At 73.2% G+C, this 18,784-nt stretch carries 18 protein-coding genes; 9 read left to right on the top strand and 9 right to left on the bottom strand.

Features of this window, described 5'->3' with window-relative positions:
• Window positions 1–672 precede the first annotated feature (672 nt).
• From lnt to V1634_RS12255, 3 genes are read left to right on the top strand one after another with little or no spacing between them, the layout of a single operon-like run.
• The gene (gene lnt, locus V1634_RS12265; RefSeq protein WP_331208380.1) at window positions 673–2,247 is read left to right on the top strand and encodes an apolipoprotein N-acyltransferase; all 1,575 of its coding nucleotides are present in this window, start codon (window positions 673–675) and stop codon (window positions 2,245–2,247) included.
• Window positions 2,244–3,050 carry a polyprenol monophosphomannose synthase gene (locus V1634_RS12260; protein ID WP_331207904.1) on the top strand — a complete coding sequence of 269 codons (807 nt, stop codon included), beginning with the start codon at window positions 2,244–2,246 and terminating at the stop codon, window positions 3,048–3,050. Before lnt ends, V1634_RS12260 begins: the two co-directional genes overlap by 4 nt.
• A 60-nt stretch (window positions 3,051–3,110) precedes the next feature.
• Window positions 3,111–3,647, top strand: coding sequence for an FxsA family protein (locus V1634_RS12255; protein ID WP_331207903.1), 537 nt, complete (start codon window positions 3,111–3,113; stop codon window positions 3,645–3,647).
• A gap of 106 nt (window positions 3,648–3,753) precedes the next feature.
• On the opposite strand, the gene V1634_RS12250 is transcribed toward V1634_RS12255, so the two are convergent.
• The 3 genes from V1634_RS12250 to V1634_RS12240 all read right to left on the bottom strand — a co-directional run bounded on the left by V1634_RS12250 (window position 3,754) and on the right by V1634_RS12240 (window position 6,645).
• On the bottom strand, window positions 3,754–4,095 hold the full coding sequence (locus tag V1634_RS12250) for an RNA polymerase-binding protein RbpA (protein ID WP_101366032.1): 342 nt from the start codon (window positions 4,093–4,095) through the stop codon (window positions 3,754–3,756).
• Between the two features lie 231 nt (window positions 4,096–4,326).
• Window positions 4,327–5,484, bottom strand: coding sequence for a coiled-coil domain-containing protein (locus V1634_RS12245; RefSeq protein WP_331207902.1), 1,158 nt, complete (start codon window positions 5,482–5,484; stop codon window positions 4,327–4,329).
• A gap of 273 nt (window positions 5,485–5,757) precedes the next feature.
• Window positions 5,758–6,645 carry an SAM-dependent methyltransferase gene (locus V1634_RS12240; protein ID WP_331207901.1) on the bottom strand — a complete coding sequence of 296 codons (888 nt, stop codon included), beginning with the start codon at window positions 6,643–6,645 and terminating at the stop codon, window positions 5,758–5,760.
• Window positions 6,646–6,886: 241 nt separating this feature from the next.
• Here V1634_RS12240 and V1634_RS12235 point away from each other — a divergent pair, with 241 nt between their 5' ends.
• Complete coding sequence (locus V1634_RS12235) at window positions 6,887–7,597, top strand: class I SAM-dependent methyltransferase (RefSeq protein ID WP_331207900.1); 711 nt, start codon at window positions 6,887–6,889, stop codon at window positions 7,595–7,597.
• Window positions 7,598–7,628: 31 nt separating this feature from the next.
• Here V1634_RS12235 and V1634_RS12230 read toward each other — a convergent pair whose 3' ends face one another.
• Entirely contained in the window at window positions 7,629–8,633 is a 1,005-nt protein-coding gene (locus V1634_RS12230) for an NAD(P)H-dependent glycerol-3-phosphate dehydrogenase (RefSeq protein WP_331207899.1), read from the bottom strand.
• A gap of 117 nt (window positions 8,634–8,750) precedes the next feature.
• Window positions 8,751–9,395 (bottom strand): TetR/AcrR family transcriptional regulator, encoded by a 645-nt coding sequence (locus V1634_RS12225; protein ID WP_331207898.1) that lies wholly within the window; start codon window positions 9,393–9,395, stop codon window positions 8,751–8,753.
• 94 nt (window positions 9,396–9,489) lie between these two features.
• Between V1634_RS12225 and V1634_RS12220 the strand changes: the two genes are divergently transcribed.
• Window positions 9,490–11,901 (top strand): PEP/pyruvate-binding domain-containing protein, encoded by a 2,412-nt coding sequence (locus V1634_RS12220; protein ID WP_331208379.1) that lies wholly within the window; start codon window positions 9,490–9,492, stop codon window positions 11,899–11,901.
• A gap of 183 nt (window positions 11,902–12,084) precedes the next feature.
• On the top strand, window positions 12,085–12,978 hold the full coding sequence (locus tag V1634_RS12215; RefSeq protein ID WP_407951773.1) for an endonuclease/exonuclease/phosphatase family protein: 894 nt from the start codon (window positions 12,085–12,087) through the stop codon (window positions 12,976–12,978).
• 90 nt (window positions 12,979–13,068) lie between these two features.
• Here the strand turns inward: V1634_RS12215 and V1634_RS12210 are convergent, their stop codons facing one another.
• A complete protein-coding gene (locus V1634_RS12210) occupies window positions 13,069–14,019 on the bottom strand; it encodes a helix-turn-helix transcriptional regulator (protein ID WP_331207897.1) in 951 nt (316 codons plus the stop codon).
• A gap of 88 nt (window positions 14,020–14,107) precedes the next feature.
• Here V1634_RS12210 and V1634_RS12205 point away from each other — a divergent pair, with 88 nt between their 5' ends.
• Window positions 14,108–14,542: a VOC family protein gene (locus V1634_RS12205; protein WP_331207896.1), complete on the top strand. Its 435-nt coding sequence runs from the start codon at window positions 14,108–14,110 to the stop codon at window positions 14,540–14,542.
• 38 nt (window positions 14,543–14,580) lie between these two features.
• On the opposite strand, the gene V1634_RS12200 is transcribed toward V1634_RS12205, so the two are convergent.
• Window positions 14,581–15,795, bottom strand: a complete 1,215-nt coding sequence (locus V1634_RS12200; RefSeq protein ID WP_331207895.1) for a hypothetical protein — start codon at window positions 15,793–15,795, stop codon at window positions 14,581–14,583.
• A gap of 130 nt (window positions 15,796–15,925) precedes the next feature.
• Entirely contained in the window at window positions 15,926–16,585 is a 660-nt protein-coding gene (locus V1634_RS12195) for a GbsR/MarR family transcriptional regulator (RefSeq protein ID WP_331207894.1), read from the bottom strand.
• 199 nt (window positions 16,586–16,784) lie between these two features.
• On the opposite strand from V1634_RS12195, the gene V1634_RS12190 reads away from it, so the two are divergent.
• Together V1634_RS12190 and V1634_RS12185 are read left to right on the top strand one after the other, a co-directional pair.
• Complete coding sequence (locus tag V1634_RS12190) at window positions 16,785–17,990, top strand: cytochrome P450 (protein ID WP_331207893.1); 1,206 nt, start codon at window positions 16,785–16,787, stop codon at window positions 17,988–17,990.
• 4 nt (window positions 17,991–17,994) lie between these two features.
• Window positions 17,995–18,195 (top strand): ferredoxin, encoded by a 201-nt coding sequence (locus tag V1634_RS12185; protein WP_331207892.1) that lies wholly within the window; start codon window positions 17,995–17,997, stop codon window positions 18,193–18,195.
• Between the two features lie 131 nt (window positions 18,196–18,326).
• Here the strand turns inward: V1634_RS12185 and V1634_RS12180 are convergent.
• A partial coding sequence (locus V1634_RS12180; protein ID WP_331207891.1) for a response regulator transcription factor occupies window positions 18,327–18,784 on the bottom strand: 458 nt, incomplete at its 5' end.

Here is an 18,784-nt window from a genome sequence, read left to right as displayed (position 1 = left end):
ACACGCCGCATCGAACAGCACGACTGGCCGGGGGGCGGTTGACAGTGCCCGGGGGGTACCACGTACCGTCTTTGAGTCCTACAACGGGAAGTGGCTGTTGTTCGCTTCGTCCCTTCGTCCGCTGGCCGAGCGGCATGTGTTCGTGTCGTCGCAACGGCCAGGTCCAGCGGGCGGGGGTCGGCGGGGCGGCGCGAACCGGCTGCGGTTACCGGTGTTCGGGCAGGGTTTTGCAGGCGGCCAGTAGACAACGGCCCGACGGGAACAGCCAGTTCACGTCCGGTCGGTCCGAAGGTCGTGTTGCGGCGCCCTACCACACCGGCCGGGGAGGGCCTGGGAGCATCGGGGCGCGGCTTGTCGGCCGCGCCCCGATTTTCGTTCCCGCCCCGGCGCGCCGTCGACCTCTTCGGCCGGTGCCTGCGACCTCTCTGCGGTGCCTGCGACCTCCGCACCGTGTTTCGCACCCCCGGGCGGGTTCCGCCCGGGGGTGCGGCCCCGGATCGGCGCGACTGCGGATCCGGGCGGTCGGGCCGGTAGCCTTCCGCAGGTGGGTCGCGCCGGCGCCGGGGCCGGTGGCGTTCGAGAAGACGTGAGGCGCGCGTGACAGTGGTGACGGCCGAGCCGCCGGAGACTGCCGAGGGTGGGGACCCGCCCGCCGAGCCGGGTGCGGCACCCCTGCCGTGGTGGTTGGCCCTGCCGGCCGCGGTCGGCGCCGGGCTGGTGCTGCTGCTGGCGTTTCCGCCGTACGGGGCGTGGTGGCTGGCGCCGGTCGGGGTGGCGCTGCTGTCGGTGGCCGTACACCGGCGGCGGTTGCGGGCCGGGTTCGGGTTGGGCACCCTCGCCGGGCTGGCGCTGTTCCTGCCGATGCTGAGCTGGACGAACCTCTACACCGGTAACGTGCCGTGGCTGCTGCTGTCCGGGTTGCAGGCGTGCTATCTGGGACTGCTGGGGCTGGCGCTGGCCTTCACCGGCCCGCTGGTGGACCGGTTCCGCTGGTCGTGGCCGCTGGTCACCGGGGTGCTGTGGGTGGCGCAGGAGGCGCTGCGGGACCGGACGCCGTTCGGCGGGTTCCCGTGGGGGCGGCTCGGATTCAGCCAGGGTGACTCGCCGGCGTTGCGGCTGGCCGCGTACGGGGGTGCCCCGCTGGTCACCTTCGTGGTCGCGGCGGCCGGCGGACTGCTGGTGGTGGCGCTGTGGCGGCCGTGGCGGGCGCTACCGGCTGCCGGGTGGCTGCGCGGGGCGGGCTTCGTCGCCGGGGCGGTGGCGCTGCTGGCGGCCGGGCTGCTGGTGCCGTTGGCCGGGGCCGGTTCCGACACCGCCCGGGTGGCGATCGTGCAGGGCAACGTGCCCCGGATGGGGCTCGACTTCAACGCCCAGCGGCAGGCGGTGCTGAACAACCACGTCGAGGCCACCGTCGAGCTGGCCCGCCAGGTCGCGGCCGGCGAGGCGGAGCAGCCCGACCTGGTGGTCTGGCCGGAGAACTCCAGCGACGTCGACCCGACCCGCAACGCGTCGGCGGGGCAGCGGATCTCGGAGGCGGCGGACGCGGTCGGGGCGCCGATCCTGGTCGGCGCGGTGCTGCTCGGCCCGGGCGAGGGGCAGGTGCGCAACGCGGGGCTGGTGTGGCTGCCCGGTACCGGCCTGGACCGGTCGCAGATGTACATCAAGCGGCATCCGGTGCCGTTCGCCGAGTACGTGCCGTTGCGGGACGTCGCCCGGATGGTCAGCAAGGAGGTCGACCGGGTCCGCAACGACTTCGTCGCCGGCACCGAACCGGGGGTGCTGCGGGTCGGCGGGGTGACGCTCGGCGACGTGATCTGTTTCGAGGTCGCCTACGACGAGGTGGTCCGGGACACCGTGACCGGTGGGGCGCAGGTGCTGGTCGTGCAGACCAACAACGCCACGTTCAACGTGGCGGAGGCGGAGCAGCAGTTGGCGATGGTGCGGCTGCGGGCGGTGGAGCACGGCCGGGAGGCGTTGATGGCCTCGACGGTCGGTGTTTCCGGGTTCGTCGGGGCCGATGGGCGGGTAACCGGGGCGACCGGGTTCAACACCAGGGCGGTGGTGACCCGGCAGATGCACCTCGGGGAGACCCGTACGGTCGCCACCCGGGTCGGCCTCTGGCCGGAGGTGGCGCTGCTGGCCTTGGCTGCCGTGGCGCTCGCCGCCGCGTTGCTGACCCGTCGGCGTCCGCTTCCCGGGGTCGGTACGGCGACGGCCGGCGACCCGGCGGATGCGGAGGAGCGGTGAATGAGTCGACGGGTGAGCCCGGGAAGGGCTATCCGGGGGTGGGGCGGGTGCTGGTGGTGGTGCCCACCTACAACGAGGCCGACAACATCGGGGTGATCGTCGACCGGGTGCACCGGGCGGCTCCGTCGGTGGAGATCCTGGTCGTCGACGACAACAGCCCGGACGGTACGGGGGCGATCGCGGACCGGATGGCGCGGGCCGACGGGCGGGTGCACGTCCTGCACCGGCCCGGTAAGCAGGGGCTGGGTGCGGCGTACGTGGCGGGGTTCGGCTGGGCCGCCGGGCAGGGTTACGACGCCGTGGTGGAGATGGACGCCGACGGTTCGCACGCGCCGGAGGAGTTGCCCCGGCTGCTGGACGCGGCCCGGGACGCGGACGTGGTGATCGGCTCCCGCTGGACGCCCGGCGGTCAGGTGGTGAACTGGCCGTGGCACCGGCAGTTGCTGTCCCGGGGCGGCAACCTCTACACCCGGGTGGCGTTGGGGATGCCGCTGTCGGACGCGACCGGCGGGTTCCGGGTGTACCGGGTGCCGGCGCTGGCCCGGCTCGACCTCGACTCGGTCGCCTCGCAGGGGTACTCGTTCCAGGTGGAGCTTTCCTGGCGGGCGCACCGGGCCGGGCTGCGTACGGTCGAGGTGCCGATCACGTTCGCCGAGCGGGAGCGGGGGGCGAGCAAGATGAGCCCCGTGATCATCGGTGAGGCGCTGTGGCGGGTCACGCTCTGGTCGGTGGCGGACCGCGGGCCGGTGTCGGGCCGGGCGCGTCGGGGCGGTACCGGCGACCATCGGCTGCGCTGGCCGTGACCGGGGGCGTGTCATGCTGGACGTACGGGCTTTGTGGGTCCGACATCCGGATGGGGTGACATGCGCCGAGGGTTGAGGTTCGTGCCGCTGGCACTGCTGCTGACCGGGATCGTCGAGATCGCGGTCTTCGTGTTGCTCGGGCGGTGGATCGGGTTCGGCTGGACGCTCCTGCTGGTGCTCGCCGCCTCGCTGCTGGGGCTGGCCCTGCTGCGCCGGGAGGGGATGCGGGCCTGGCGGGGGCTGCGGGCCGCCGTCGAGGGTGGCCGGCCGCCGGGCAGCGAGGTCAGCGACGGGCTGGTGGGGCTGCTCGCGGGGCTGCTGTTGGCGATTCCCGGCCTGCTCACCGGGGCGGCCGGGCTGCTGCTGACGATACCTGCGCTGCGTCGGCTGGTCCGGGGGCAGGTGCAGCGGGTGGCCGAGCGGCGGGTCTCCGCCCAGGTCGCCGGGGACCTCTTCGGGCCGCGTCGGGTGCGGGTCCGGCGGGGCCAGCCGCGACCGGATGCCGGGCCGGGGCCCGCCGAGAGCGCACCGACACCGCCACCGGCCGCCCCGGGTGGGGCGATCGAGGGCGAGATCGTCGAGCCGCGTCGGCCCTGACTCTCCCGTCAGCCCGACGCCGCGGGGCGGTGGGCGCGCGGTGGTGCCGGAGACGGCACTGCCCCCACGGCGTCGCCGTGGGGGCAGTGGTGTGCTGTCCAGGCGGTCAGGCCCGGCCGCGCCGGGTCCGGACCTCTTCGAGCCGCTCGGCGAGGATGCTCTCCAGCTCGGCGATCGAGCGGCGCTCCAGCAGCATGTCCCAGTGGGTACGCGGCGGCTTGGCCTTCTTCTGCTCCGGCTCGCTGCCGTCGACCAGCCGGGCGACGCTGCCGTCGAACTTGCATTCCCAGGTCATCGGCACTTCGGCATCGACGGCGAAGGGCACCTCGAACTGGTGGCCCTTGGCGCAGAGGTACTCTCGGGTCTGTCGCGGGGCAAGCTCGGTGTTGCGGTCGGATTCGTAGCTGACTGCTCCCAGACGGCTCCCGCGCAGCATGCGCTCGCCCATGATCGGCTTTCCCCTCGGTCGTGATGCTTTGTTCTTATCGGTGTAACGACAGGTGCCGGGTGGGCGATTCCCGCCGCCGGCAGAAACGTACAAGTGGTCAAACGCTCCGAGCGTAGCCGGATCTCCTCGCAGGTGATCGGGATCACCGGTGTCGGTAGTGAATTGCCGGGATATGTCGCCTTGCGCCGGCTGTCCGGTCCGGGTCGACCGCAGCGGGGACGGTACCGGAGGTCACGGCTCGGGTGCCGGGCCGGCAGGCTGGGCTGCGGTGGCTGCCGGTCGGCCGGTCGACGCGTCGGCGACGGCGCGGGCGCTGAGCCCGGCCAGCGCGGCGGCGAGGTCGCTGACCTGGGTGGAGAGCTGACCGGCCCGCTCCCGGGCGGCGTCCCGGTCGGCTTGCGCCGCTGACAGGCGTACGGTCAGCGCGTCGAGCCGGGCCTCGGCGGCGGCCGCGGCGTCCCGCGCGGCCCGCAGGTCGCCCCGGGTCCGCTCCAGCTCGGCTGCCGCGGCGGCGGCGGTGGCGCGGGCCTCGACGGCGTCGGCTGCCGCCCGCTCGGCCTCGGCGCGGACCCGGGCCGCCTCCTCGGCCGCCCGTTCGGCGGCGGTCCGGGCCTCGGCCGCCGTGGCCCGGAACCGTTCCGCCTGCCCGACCGCCTCGGCGGCCGACCGGGTCGCCCGCTCCGAGGCGGCCCGGGCCGCGTCCCGGTCCCGGGTCGCCTCGGCCAGTTCCCGGGCCAGCTCGGCCAGCCGCCGCCGGTCCGCGTCCGCCTCGGTGCGCAATGCCCGCAGCTCCCGGCGGGCCGCGTCGCGGTCCTGCTCGGCCTGGGTACGCAGCGCGGCGGCCGCGCTGGCCGCCTGCTGGGCCGCGTCCCGGGCGCCGAGCGCGGTGGCGGTCTCGGCCCGGGCCAGTTCGGCGGTCCGGGTGGCCCGCTCGGTCTCGGACCGGGCGGCGGCCCGCTCGGCGACCGCCGTGCTCGCCGCCTGCTGGGCCTGGTGCAGGGTGACCGCCGCCGTTTCGGCCTCCCGGCGCGCCTCGTCCCGTTCGGTCTGCGCCGCCGCGATCTGGCTGGCCGCCTCGGCCCGCACCTCGGCGAGCCGGCGTTCCACCCCGGCGGGGGAGAGTTCGGCGTGCAGCGCCTCGGCGAGCGCCTCGGTGACCTGGTCGAGCCGGTCCACGACCTCCCAGGTGCGGGCCACCTGGCCGGCCAGCCCCGGCGCGTTGCGGTGCCGCATCCGCTGGTTGCGGGAGGCCCGCTGGCAGGCGCCGTCGTTGTCCCGGCAGTACCGGAACGGCCGGCCCGCCGCCGCCCGCTGCGGTACGGGGCGTCCACAGTGGGCACACGGCCGGGTCTCGGCCGGCGGCTCCGGGGTCAGGTTCTGCTCGTCCATCGCCGGGGAAGTCTAGTGCGGGCCGTCGCCGGTGCCGGCACACTCCCATTCCTTCGGCCACCAGCGACCAACGGGGTCAACAGCGACCGTCTGACTCCACCCACCATCGGGACTTGACTCGGCATGACGTCTACTGGACCGCCCCGGTGCCACCTCGCAGCGCCCGGTCCCGGTGGGTACTGCGCTGGCCCGCCTTATCCTGCGGCCTGGCCGGCGATTGGGTGCAATCTCCTGCGTTCCCGCTTGCCCGGCGTCGGCTGAGCCGCCGGCCGTTTACGCCTGTTCGAGCACTAGCAGGCGGTACTCGATCCAGCGCTGCGACAACCCGGCCTGCAGCGCCGAGCCACCGATCATGTTGGCCCAGAACGGTTTCTCGACTAGGCGATCGTGAACCCCGGGCAGCACACCCGTGGCGCCCACGACTAGGTCGATCACCCGGTCGCGTGGCCGGCCCAGGCGCAGGTACGGGGTGAGGTCCAGGTCTTCGAGCAGGCGCAGGCCCGCAATCTCGGACATGGCGGAGAACTCGGCCACCGTGTGTAGGCTGCCAATGCGCCACCCGGCGCGGAACTGTTCCAGGCACCGCTCGCGGGCGGGAAGTCCCTGATCCTTGTCGGTCATCCAGTCGTCGCAGACGACTATGCGGCCACCTGGGTGCAGGCGGGTGGCCAGGGATGTGATCAGCTCCCCCAGCGACGGCGAGTGCACCAGGGATTCGATGCCGACCATAGCGTGGTAGCGGGGCTCCGCGGGCAGGTCGGCGAAGTCGGCGCAGAGGACGTGACAGCGCTCGGTCAGTTCTTCGGCCACGAACCGCTTTGCGGCGATCTCGGCCTGCACCGGGCTGATGGTCACGCCTGTCACCGTGGCGTCCATCGCCGTGGCCAGACGGGCCATCGTCGCACCCACGCCGCAGCCGACGTCGAGGATCCGTCCCTCGCCTTCGGGCAGGTGGCCTCGAAGACGGTCGAGCACCATGCGGTTGACCATGTCTGCGGCATCGGCCGTGGTCGTGGCGTCCGGCGTCCACACGCAGCGATGGATCGCGTCGCTGCTCGAATTCTCGCCGAAGCGGAGGAAGCGTCGCGTGTTGGCGTCGTAGTAGTTGGCAACGCGAGTGACGTGCTCGGCCACGGCGCTTCCGGGGGCGGGCGAATCCATCGACGCACAGTAGCAGGGTGGATTCCGCGTCTGTCGCGGGTGGACGGCCGGCAGGTATCGACGGCGGTCGGCGGGGGCTGGTAGTTGGGGGCTGGTAGTTGGGCGGTTCGATCGTGACCCGGGACCGGCGGGGTAAATGTGGTGCCCGGCCCGGCCGTGGCGGCGATACTGACGCCCCGCCCCGGGTACGGCGGCGCCGGACCGTCGCGCCCCCGGGCGCAGGCCCCGCTGGAGGAGACGGATGAGCGCGGAACACCCCGACTGGTGGCTCGACGAACTGGCACACGCCGGGCCGGAGCACCTCGACCCGGCGTACGTCGACGGCTACGACCGCAAGGCCGGACACGATCCGCTGGCCGATCTGGATCTGCTGCGCCGGCACGGCCTGGACAGCGACGCGACCCTGGTCGACCTCGGTGCCGGTACCGGCCGGCTCGCCCTGGCCGCCGCACAGCACTGCCGGCGGGTGGTCGCGGTGGACGTCTCGGCGGCGATGCTGGCCCGGCTTCGGGCCGGCGCCGACCGGGCCGGGTTGGGCAACGTCGAGGTGGTCCGCGCCGGGTTTCTCAGCTACCACCACCAGGGCCCGCCGGCCGACCTCGTCTACAGCCGGCACGCGCTGCACCAGCTACCGGACTTCTGGAAGGCGGTCGCGCTGACCCGGGTCGCCGGCCTGCTGCGGCCGGGCGGGATCCTGCTGCTGCGTGACCTCGTCTACACCTTCGAGCCGGCGCAGGTGGCGGAGCAGTTCGAGACCTGGCTGGCCGGGGCGGCCGGTTCGGCCGCCGACGGTTGGACCCGCGAGGAACTCGCCACCCACATCCGGACCGAGCACAGCACCTTCAGCTGGCTGCTCGAACCGATGCTGGTCAGGGCCGGTTTCCGGATCGTCGAGGCGACGGCGAGCCGCGACCCGGCCACGTACGCCAGCTACGTCTGCGTCCGGATCTGACGCCCGGAGCAGAGGTGCGGACCGGGGGCGGTCAGCGCCGCTCCGGCTTCGCCGAGCGGGCCATCAGCTCCTTCACCACGACCTGCGGCGCCTTTCCGCCGCGTACGATGTCGACGACCATCTCGGCGATCGGCATCTCGACGCCGTGCCGGCGGGCCAGGTCGAGCACGGACTCGCAGGAGGTGACACCCTCCGCCGTCTGCCGGGTCGCCGCGACCGTTTCGGCGACCGTCATGCCGCGCCCCAGGTTGGTGCCGAAGGTCTGGTTGCGGGACAGCGGCGAGGAGCAGGTGGCGACCAGGTCACCCATCCCGGCCAGGCCGGCGAAGGTGAGCGGGTCGGCGCCCATCGCCAGCCCGAGCCGGGTGGTCTCGGCCAGCCCGCGGGTGATCAGCGAGGCCCTGGTGTTGTCGCCGAGGCCGAGACCGCCGGCGATGCCGACCGCCAGCCCGATGACGTTCTTGACCGCGCCGCCGATCTCGCAGCCGACCACGTCGGTGTTGGTGTAGGGGCGGTAGTAGCCGGTGTGGCAGGCGGCCTGGAGGCGTCGGGCGACGGTCTCGTCGCGGCAGGCCACCACGCTGGCGGCGGGCTGGCGGCGGACGATCTCGGGGGCGAGGTTGGGGCCGGAGACGACCGCGATCCGGTCCGGTCCGGCGCCGGTGACCTCCCCGACGACCTGGCTCATCAGCTTGGCGGTACCGAGTTCGACGCCCTTGATCAGGCTGACCAGGACACTTCCCGGTGGGATCAGCGGCGCCCAGGCGGTGAGGTTTGCCCGCAGGGTCTGTGACGGCACCGCGAGCACCACGAACTCGGCACCGTCGACTGCCTCGGCCGGATCGGCGGTGGCGGTGATGCCGGCCGGCAGCGGGACCCGGGGGAAGTAGTCGGGGTTGGTGCGGGTGCGGTTGACGGCGTCGACGAGGTCGGGGCGGCGTCCCCAGAGCGTGACCCGACAGCCGGCGTCGGCGAGGATCATCGCGAAGGCGGTGCCCCAGGAACCGGCGCCGAACACGGCCAGGCGGGTGGTCACCGGGCGGCCTCCCTCTCGCGGCGCCGCCGGTGTGCGGCGCGGGTCCGCTCGTAGCGTACGTGGCCCGCGGCGTCGTCCCGGACGGCAGAGCGGGTCGACAGTGCGGGCGTACCCGGGTCACCCGGTGCCGGTGGCGGGCGCGGTGTCGTTCGACACGGCCGGTGTGGTGCCGAAGAGCAGCCCGAGGTAGGTGTCGAGGACGGCGACCGCCTCGGCCCCGGAGTAGTGCCCGCTGAGGACGTGGATGCCGAGCCCGTCGACCAGGGCCAGCAGGGCGGTGGCCGCGTGCGTCGGGTCGACCGGTGGCGCCGTCCCGCTCGTCGCCTGTACGGCCCGGATCTGGTCGGCGAGGAAGCTCCGCATCTGGCCGGAACTTTCTCGCAGTCCTTCGGCGATGGCCGGCTTCACGGCGGCGTAGGCGAGGAAGGCCAGGGTGACGTGCCCCTCCAGTCGTCGGGGTTCGTCCAGTGGCAGGATCTGGACCATCAGCGTCCGGACGAGTTCGGCGGGGGCGAGGACCCGGCCGGCAACGGTCGCCTCGGCGGTGACCCGCCGCTCCGCGTCCCGCATCACCATGTCGAGGGCGAAGGTCATCATCTCGTCCTTGGTGCGGAAGTAGTGCTGCACCATGCCGGTGGAGACCCCGGCCTCGGCGGCCACGTGCCGGAGGCTGACCGCCTCCAGGCCCTGGGTGGCGGCGAGTCGCATCAGGGCGTCGGCGAGCTGCCGGCGGCGGGCGTCGTGGTCGGCTCTCCTGGGCACCCGACCACTTTACATTGCAGTCGTATTGACGTGAGGTCGCCGAGCCGGTTACATTGCAGTCGTATTGAAATGGTGGAGGGAGTCCGGGGTGCACATGATCACGTTGGCCGAGACGTCCGCCGGCATGGTGGAGCTGGTCGGTGGCAAGGCCGCCGGACTCGGCGAGCTGATCAGGCTCGGCGAGCGGGTGCCGGACGGGTTCTGCCTCACCACCGCCGCGCACGACCGAGGCGTCATCCCGGAGGCGGAGCTGGCGGCGGCGTACCGGGCGCTGGGCGGCGGTCCGGTCGCGGTCCGGTCCAGCGCCACCGCCGAGGACCTGCCGCAGGCGAGCTTCGCCGGCCAGCAGGACACCTTCCTCGGCGTCACCGGCGTCGACGCGCTGCACGACGCCGTCGCCAAGTGTTGGAGTTCGCTGCACACCGAGCGGGCCGTCGCCTACCGCGAGGCCAACGACATCGACGGGCGTACCGTCCGGATGGCGGTGGTGGTGCAGCGCATGGTCGACGCCGCGGTCGCCGGGGTGTTGTTCACCGCCAACCCGCTCACCGGTTCCCGCGCGGAGATGGTGGTCGACGCCGCCCCCGGTCTCGGCACCGCCGTGGTCGACGGCACCGGGCCGGCCGACCACTACCTCCTCGACGGCACCCGCTACGACGATCGCGGCTGCCTCACCCCCGACCAGCTCGCCGAGCTGTACCGGGCCGGCGAACGGATCCAGGCCCACTTCGGCGCCCCCCAGGACATCGAGTGGGCGATCGACTCCGACGGCACGCTCTGGCTGCTCCAGTCCCGGCCGATCACCACACTCTTCCCGCTGCCGCCACCGACCGACCGGCCGCAGCCCCGGATCTACCTGGAGTTCGGGCACGTGCAGGGAATGCTCCGCCCGGTCACCCCGATGGGGATGTCCGCGCTGCGGGTGCTCCTGGCCGCCATGCTCGGCTCCTTCGGCATCAAGGCCGAGATCGTCGACATCGGCGGACGCCTCTACGGCGACCTGACCGACCTGGTCCGCGATCCCAGGACCCGCAAGCGGCTGGTGAAGCTGATGGCGGTCGACTTCGGCCCGCGTGCCCAGGCGGTGGTCGAGCACATCCTGACCGACCCGCGCTTCTCGCCCGCGCCCACCCGCCGGTCCGGCCCGGGCGGCGGCCTCGGCCCGGCACTGCGGACCGCGCCCCGGGCCGTCGCCGGAATCGTGGGCGCGCTGGCCCGGCCCGAGGCGGCCCGGAACCGGCTCTTCGAGGAGATCGACCAGCTCCGGCAGCGGGCCGCCGCCGGACCCGCCGGGCTGAACACCGCAGCCGAACGCCTCGACTACGTCGAGGCACAGGACCACACCACCCGGTACGACCGGATCATCTGGCCGATCGTCGCCGGCATCCTCACCACCGCCCTGCCGGCCGGACTGCTCAAGGGGATCGCCAGCCAGGCCGAGATCCACACCGTGCTCGGCGGCATGCCGCACAACGTCACCATCGAGATGGACCTGGCGCTGTGGCAGCTCGCCCAGCGGGCCGAACCGCATCGCGAGCTGCTCTCGACCACACCGCCGGAGGAACTCGCCGCCCGTTACCTCGCCGGCACGCTGCCGGAGACCGGACTGTCGGCGTTCCTCGACACGTACGGGCACCGGGCCGCCGCCGAGGTCGACCTCGGCGTGCCCCGCTGGGCCGAGGACCCGACCCCGGTCTTCGCCTCGATCGCGAACTATCTGCGGGTCACCGACCCCGAGCAGGCCCCCGACCGGCGGTTCGCCCGGGCCACCGCCGAGGCCGAGGCGAAGCTCGCCGAACTCGTCGTACGGGCCCGTCGCCGCCGACCCGTCCGGGGCCGGATCGCCGGGTTCCTGCTGCGCCGCGCGCGGGTGCTGGCCGGGCTGCGCGAGTCGGGCAAGTTCGCCGGACTGTATCCGCTGCGGGAGAGCCGCCGGCAACTGCTGCTGGTCGGCGCGGAACTGGTCGACGGCGGGCTGCTGGAGCGGGCCGACGACATCATGTTCCTGACCCTCGCCGAGGCGCGGGCAGCCGTACGAGACGGGGTCGACCGTCGGGACCTGGTCGCCGACCGGCGGGCCACGTACCGGCGGGAGTTGCGCCGTCGGCACGTACCCGTCTCGGTGCTCTCCGACGGCACCGACGTCGAGGCGGTGCTCGCCCCGGACGCCGCCGCCGCACCCGGCGCGCTGCGCGGCGTCGGCGCGGCCCCGGGCACGGTGACCGGCCCGGCCCGGGTGGTGCACGATCCGGCGACCGCGCATCTCGAACCCGGCGAGATCCTCGTCGCCCCGACCACCGATCCCGGCTGGACGCCGCTGTTCCTGACCGCCGGGGGCCTGGTGACCGAGACCGGCGCCCCGATGGCGCACGGCCCGACGGTGGCCCGCGAGTACGGCATCCCCGCCGTCATCTGCGTCCTCGGTGCCACCGATACGATCAGAACCGGTCAGGTGGTCACCGTCGACGGTGCCGCCGGTACGGTGACCGTGCACCAGGGACAGTAAGCTCACCCGGCCCGGCCCGCCGGGTTCGGCCAGCGGACGGGTGCCGCGCGCCGGGCCGGTGGCAACAGCGGGGAGGAGCCGATCCTGGAGGACGAGCCGACGGCGCCGCGTACGGTCCACCGCCCCTGGGGTGTCGACGGGCGCGGCCGGTCGACGTGGCGACGCGGGCGGGTTCTCGCCGCGTTGGCCGTGCTGGTCGGCGTGCTGCTGGCCGGGCACGCCCTGCTGCCCGCCGGGATCGGCCGGTTGGGCAGCCTGGTGCAGACCTTCCTGCCCTGGCTGGGCCTGGCCGTCCCGGTCCTGCTGGTGCCGGCGGTGCTGCGCCGCTCGGGCACCGCCCTGGTCGCGCTGGCGCTGCCCGGGACCGCCTGGCTCGGCCTGTTCGGCCCGGCGCTGCTGCCCGGCGGGGACGACCGGGCGGGCGACCTCACGGTGGTCCAGCACAACGTCAGCGACACCAACGCCGATCCGACGGGTACGGCCAGGGCGCTGGCCCGGGTCCGGCCCGACCTGATCGGGGTGCAGGAACTGACCGCACCGGCCCTGCCGGCGTACTCGGCGGTGCTGGCCGGGGAGTATCCGTACCGTTCGGTGCACGGCACCGTCGGGCTCTGGTCGCGGTATCCGCTGGTGGACGACCGGCTGCTCGACATCAGGCCGGCCGGGTTGGACCCGGACTGGAACCGGGGGTTGCGGGCCACCGTCCGGATGCCCGGCGGTGACGTCGCGGTCTACGTGGCGCATCTGCCGTCGGTCCGGCTCGGCCTGCCGGACGGGTTCGGCACCGCCCGGCGCGACGAGAGCGCCAGGCTGCTGGCCCGGGCGCTTGCCGCCGAACGGCTGGCGACGGTGATCCTGCTGGGTGACCTGAACAGCACCGTGCACGACCGGGGGCTGGCACCGGTCGGCGACCTGCTTCCGTCGACCGGGCCGGCCTTTCCGTTCAGTTGGCCGACGGTGTTGCCGGTCGCCCGGATCGACCAGGTGATGGCCCGCTCGGCGAGCGTCACCGAGCTGTGGGCGTTGCCGGCCACCGGCAGCGACCACCTGCCGATCGCCGCCCGCCTCAGGCTCTGACACCCGCACCGGCGCTGTTCGAGATGAGCGGGCAGCCACGCCGGGACGGCGCGGGGACCAGGCGACTGCGGCGCGTGGCCCGGCCTGCTCTCAGCTGCCCTCGGGATAGCGGCCGACCAGTTCGGCGCCGATCCGGGCCAGCTCGGTCCGGACGGACCGTGGCGCCACCACCTCGACCAGCGCGCCCCAACCGGCCAGGTGCCGGGCGATGTCGACCGGGGTGGGTGCGCCGAGCCGGACCCGGATCCGCCCGTCCGCCGGCTCGCCGTCGGGATGGCAGTGCCGGCCGAACTGGTCGCGCAGCACCGGCAGGTACCTGGCCTCGACGAGTACCGTCGCCCAGGTCCGGGACCGCCGCTGCTCCACCTCGTCGACCACCTCCCGCCACGCGGCGGCCAGGGTGAAGTCGTCCGGCCGCTCGGCGGGCCGGTCGGTCGGCTCGGCCTCGACGATCCGGTCGACCCGGAAGGTCCGCCGCCCCCGCTCGGTGCCGGCCAGCAGATACCAGACGTCGTCCTTGTCGACGAGTCCCCACGGGTCGACCAGCCGTTCGGTGCGCCTGCGGCCAGTGCCGAGGTAGCTCAGCCGGACCTGGCACCGGCGGATCACCGCCGCCTGCAACAGGTCGACCAGGGCCGGCCGGGACCGGTCCCGGCCACTCCACCGGGTCGCGTCGACCATCGTGGCCCCGGCCGCCGCCTCGGCGTCGGCCCGGAAGGTCTGCGGCAGGGCGCGGACGAGCTTGCGCAGCGCGGCCCGGGCCTGGTCCGAGCCGGCCGCGGCCGGCCCGACGAGCAGGAACAACGCCCGCGCCTCCGTCGCGGAAAGGCCACTGAGATCGGTACGGGCACCGCCGACGAGCGACCAGCCGCCGTTGCGGCCCGGTTGCGGGTAGACCGGTACGCCGGCCGTGGAGAGCGCCGCCAGGTCGCGGCGGGCGGTGGCCAGTGACACCTCCAGTTCCTCGGCCAGCTCGGCGGCGGTCACCCGGCCCCGGGCCTGCATCAGCAGAAGGACGGCGACGAGACGGTCGGCACGCATCCCAGCAGACTGCCGGAAAAAGTGCTCAATTGGTGAGCACTTCAGGGCCGAGGATGGGAATCGACACCGACCGGAAGGACGAAATCCCATGTTGCGTGGTCTCACCACCGTCAGCCTCTTCGCCGACGACGTCCCGGCCGCCCGGACCTGGTACGCGGAACTGCTCGGCGTCGAGGCGTACTTCGTGCGCCCGACCGAGGGCACCCCCGCGTACGTCGAGTTCCGGGTCGGCGACTACCAGCACGAACTCGGCATCGTCGACAGCCGGTACGCCCCGCACGGCCGGCCGGAGCGAGTCGGTGGCGCGGTCGTCTACTGGTACGTCGACGACGTCCGGGCCAGCTTCGACCGGCTGCTGTCGCTGGGCGCCACGGTGCACGACAAGCCGGTCGAGCGCGGCTCCGGATTCGTCACCGCGTCCGTCGTCGACCCGTTCGGCAACATTCTCGGCGTGATGGAGAACCAGCACTACCTGGAGGTTCTCCGGTCGCGGACGGCGGCCGGCAACCCGGATCAGCGATAGCGGCGCGACGGTGCCAGGGCCGGCCGGACGCGGTCGGCTCAGTCCAACCAGCCGAGCTGCCGGAGGACCTCCCCGGCGATGTCGGGCACCGTCCGGCCGTCCGTGTCGACCCGCATCTGCCCGAGTGCCGCGTCCTCCAGGGCTTCGGCCTCGGCGGTCGCGTCGGCGGTGATCTGGCGCAACCGGGCCGCCGGCTGCCCCCTCAGGTCGTCACCCGCGATCAGCGGACCCTGGCCCCGTCCCCGGAGCACCACCCGCTCGGCGATCGAGTCCCGGCCGGCGTGCAACCGGCACAGTGTGATGCGCACGGACGGCAGCGCCTCCCGGTACGTGCGTACCGCTTCGGCGTCGTCGGCCGGGCCGACCACGACCAGGCGGCGCAGCCCGGTGGCCCGGAAGGTCTGCCAGACGGCGGCGAGGTTGCCCGCCCGGAGCCGATGGTTCCGGGGCGTCGGCGGGCCGGCGGGCCGGTAGAACCCGAGCTGGCCGAGGTCGACGAACGCGGCGTGGCGCCCGGCGCTGCGGAGGGTGGTGTAGACCTGCCAGCCGACCGTGGACTTGCCGACGGCGGTCGCACCGCAGAGCCAGAGGATCTCGCCAGGGCCGGCGGGGTAGCTGGGGTACGGCCCGGTCGTTGCGGTACGCGGACCGGTCAGGGCCGGCCAGCCGCCGGTTCCGGCCAGCACCAGCTTGGCGACCTCGGTGACGCTGCGCCCGGTCGTGTCGACGCAGAGGTCGGTCGGATGGTTACGGTCCAGCGCCGCCGCGTACGCCAGTACTCCGTCGACCGCCTCGTCCCCGGCCCTGGCCCGGCCGGCCAGCCGCTGCCGCAGCTCGGACGGCTCGCCGCGCAACCGGCGCGCCGTCAGGGCCGCCTCCGGCAGCAGGTCGACGTCGATGCCCCGGACGGCGTCGACGACTCCGGAGGCGACCAGACAGCGGGCACCGGCGGACCGGACGTTCGCCGCCAGCAGGTTGAGGTTGCGGGTCTGCCGCCGGTGACGCCCCGGATCGGAAGCCGGCTCCGGTGCCCAGTTGTCCGGGGTCGGCGCGCCGTAGCACATGCCCAGCTGGTCGAGATCGACATAGGCGGTGGGAATCTGGCGGGAGAGCCGGGTGAACAACTCCCAGGCGACGGTGCTCTTCCCGACGGCGGGCGGCCCGTAGAGCCAGAGCACCGGCAGCGGTGCCGTGCCCGTCGCCTGTGGACCCACCGACGCGTCCGCGGGCGGTGACATCGGGCCCGGAGTCATGGCCGTGAGTATGGTCATCGACGCCTGGCGGGGCGATCGAATAATCCGGCATCCGGGCCCGCATCGGCGCCGCTCCGGAGCCGGCCGGTAGCACGATCAGGAACTGAGCCCGTGGTGGGGCTGGCAGCCGTCAGCCCAGCAGGGTGCGCCAGCGTTCGGCCGACTCCATCATGTCGAGGCTGACCCGTTCCAGGAACGCCCCGGCCCTGGCCAGTCGCTGCCCGACCGGGCTGTCGGGTCCGGACGTCTCCGCGGCGGCCATCGCGGCCTGCGCCGATTCGAGGGTGTACCGAGTGCTGATCATGACGGAGTGGTACCAGGCCTGGTCGTCGACCACGTAGACGTCGCGACGTCCCTGCGGATCGCGCTCGCGCCGGACGTAGCCGTGCTGGACGAGATAGTTAACGGCGACGGAGACGGAGGCCGGGCTGACCTTCAGCCTGCGGGTCAGCTCCGCGGCGGTACGCCTGCCGTCCTCGGCGAGCAGCAGGTCCACGTGTACGAGTGCCGTCATCCTCGGCAGCCCGGTCCGGACCGCCAACTCGATGATCTCCGATCCCGCCGTGCCACCCGGTGGTCCGCCCGCGCGGGAGGGTGCCGGTGTGCCCCGCCGCGCGCGTTGGGCGGTCGCCCGGTGCGCCTGCTGGGGTCGGTAGCTCCCCGGGCCGCCGTTGCGTCCGACTTCCCGGCTGATCGTCGAGGTCGGCCGGTCGAGCCGTCGCGCGATCTCGGCGTAGGAGAGCCCGTCGGCGAGTCCGGTCGCGATGCGCTGGCGCTCCTGCTGGGTCAACCGGCCTCCTGGCATGCCGCCAGTATTGCCTTCGTCGTCATTCATTGCAACGACGCGTTGCATTTGAGTCCAGTGTCATTGCATCAATTTAACGCTCTCTACCTGCCATAACTCCCGTTCCCCGATTGACGATTACCTTGAATGCAACGTAGCGTTCAGTCATCACCGAACACGTACTATCGCGAGACGAGGAATGAGCATGGGGGAATCTCCGCACGCCGTGGCGACGATGCCGACGGCGCGCCAGCCCGGCTGCCCCTTCGACCCGCCGGCAGAGCTGGTCGAGGCCCGCCGGCACGGCCCGATCAGCCGCTACACCTTCCCCGGCAACAGACCGGGCTGGCTGATCACCGGATACGACCTGGTCAGGTCGGTGCTCGCCGACTCGCGGTTCAGCTCGCGCAAGGAGCTCATGCTCCATCCGACCATCGACTACGGGGACATCCAGATCCCCCCGGCGCCGCCCGGCGAGTTCCTCCTGATGGACGAGCCCGAGCACAGCCGCTATCGCAAGCCGCTGATGGGCAAGTTCACCGTACGGCGGATGCGGCTGCTCACCGACCGGGTCGAGCAGGTCACCGCCGAGCACCTGGACGCGATGGCGAAGGCCGGGCCGCCGACGGACCTGGTGACGGCCTTCGCCCGGCCCATCCCGGCGATCATGATCTGCGAGCTGCTGGGAGTGCCGTACCAGGACCGGGGATCCTTCCAGGAGCAGGTCGACTCGTTCATGAACGGAGAGACGAGCGACGAGGACCTGATAGCGGCCTACACCGCCACCCAGGACTACCTGGCGGGCCTGGTGGCCGCCAAACGCGCGAACCCCACCGACGACGTGCTCAGCGACCTCACCGACAGCGATCTGACCGACGAGGAACTGAAGGGGATCGCCCTGATCCTGCTGGCGGCCGGGCTAGACACCACCGCGAACATGCTGGCCCTCGGCGCCTTCGCGCTGCTGCGCAACCCGGCGCAGCTCGCCGCGCTGCGTGCCGATCCCGCGCTCGCCGACCGGGCCGTGGAGGAGCTTCTGCGCTACCTCAGCGTCGCCAAGACGTTCATGAGGACGGCACTGGAGGATGTCGAGGTGGGCGGGCAGACCATCCGGGCCGGCTCTCGGGTGATCCTGTCCTACCACACCGCCAACCGCGACCCCGAGCGTTTCACCGACCCCGACACACTGGACCTGAGCCGGCAGGAGGGTGGGCACCTGGCCTTCGGGCACGGCATCCACCAGTGCCTGGGCCAGCAGCTGGCCCGGGTCGAGATGCGGGTCGCGTTCCCCGCACTGGTCAACCGGTTCCCCACGTTGCGCCTGGCCGTACCGCCCGAGGAGGTGGCCCTGCGCCCGGAGACCGCGGACATCTACGGCGTGAAGAGCCTCCCCGTCACCTGGGACGCGTGACCGAATGAGGATCACCGTGGACACCGAGCGCTGCATCGGCTCCGGGATGTGCGTGTTGACGGCCGGCGAGGTCTTCGACCAGGGGCTGGACGACGGCAGGACGGTCGTCCTGCAACCCGAACCGCCAGCGGAAACGTGGCACTCGGTTCGCGAGGCAGTCGGCCTGTGCCCTGCCGCGGCGATCGTCCTGTCGGGCGACCGCTGATCCTGGAGGTGGGCACGGAGGCTTTCGCGGGGATGTGGCCGGGCCGGCCACTCGGCCATACTCCCGAGCGGGCGCTCTGCGGCTCCACCTCTGCCGGGATGGGCCGGGAGCAAGCCCAGGTCGAAATGTGGTTACGACAGGCCGGCCTGGTGGGCGAGGACGGCGGCCTGGACCCGGTTCTGTGCGTCGAGCTTGATGAGGATCGAGCTGACGTGCGCCTTCACGGTTCCCTCGACGACGTGCAGGGAGCGAGCGATCTGGCCGTTGGAGTGTCCGGTGCCGAGCAGCGCGAGTACCTCGCGTTCCCGCTCGGTCAGCGACCCGACGCGCCGCGCCGCATCGGCGGCCCGGCGGCGGTGGCTGTCGCGGTAGGTTGCGATGACCTGCCGGGCGATGGCCGGCGAGAGGAAGGCGGCTCCGTCGCTGACGGCGTGCACCGCGGCGATCAGTTCGCGCGGGTCGGCGGCCTTGAGTAGGAACCCGGCGGCACCACCGCCGAGCGCCCGGGCGATGTACTCCTCCTCGCCGAAGGTCGTGAGCATCACGATGCTGGTGGTCGGTACCGTGCCGGCGATCTCGTCGGCCGCGG

Origin of the sequence: Plantactinospora veratri (genome assembly GCF_036421995.1) — a bacterium.
GTDB classification, from domain to species: domain Bacteria; phylum Actinomycetota; class Actinomycetes; order Mycobacteriales; family Micromonosporaceae; genus Plantactinospora; species Plantactinospora veratri.
This window is presented reverse-complemented; position numbering and strand designations above follow the sequence as displayed.

What these genes read in the sequence shown, in the direction of transcription:
- V1634_RS12255 (WP_331207903.1), top strand. Translation starts at nt 3,111, where the DNA reads ATGCGCCGAGGGTTGAGGTTCGTGCCGCTGGCACTGCTGCTGACCGGG.
- V1634_RS12250 (WP_101366032.1), bottom strand. Translation starts at nt 4,095, where the DNA reads ATGGGCGAGCGCATGCTGCGCGGGAGCCGTCTGGGAGCAGTCAGCTAC.
- V1634_RS12245 (WP_331207902.1), bottom strand. Translation starts at nt 5,484, where the DNA reads ATGGACGAGCAGAACCTGACCCCGGAGCCGCCGGCCGAGACCCGGCCG.
- V1634_RS12240 (WP_331207901.1), bottom strand. Translation starts at nt 6,645, where the DNA reads ATGGATTCGCCCGCCCCCGGAAGCGCCGTGGCCGAGCACGTCACTCGC.
- V1634_RS12235 (WP_331207900.1), top strand. Translation starts at nt 6,887, where the DNA reads ATGAGCGCGGAACACCCCGACTGGTGGCTCGACGAACTGGCACACGCC.
- V1634_RS12220 (WP_331208379.1), top strand. Translation starts at nt 9,490, where the DNA reads ATGATCACGTTGGCCGAGACGTCCGCCGGCATGGTGGAGCTGGTCGGT.
- V1634_RS12210 (WP_331207897.1), bottom strand. Translation starts at nt 14,019, where the DNA reads ATGCGTGCCGACCGTCTCGTCGCCGTCCTTCTGCTGATGCAGGCCCGG.
- V1634_RS12205 (WP_331207896.1), top strand. Translation starts at nt 14,108, where the DNA reads ATGTTGCGTGGTCTCACCACCGTCAGCCTCTTCGCCGACGACGTCCCG.
- V1634_RS12200 (WP_331207895.1), bottom strand. Translation starts at nt 15,795, where the DNA reads ATGACTCCGGGCCCGATGTCACCGCCCGCGGACGCGTCGGTGGGTCCA.
- V1634_RS12190 (WP_331207893.1), top strand. Translation starts at nt 16,785, where the DNA reads ATGGGGGAATCTCCGCACGCCGTGGCGACGATGCCGACGGCGCGCCAG.
- V1634_RS12185 (WP_331207892.1), top strand. Translation starts at nt 17,995, where the DNA reads ATGAGGATCACCGTGGACACCGAGCGCTGCATCGGCTCCGGGATGTGC.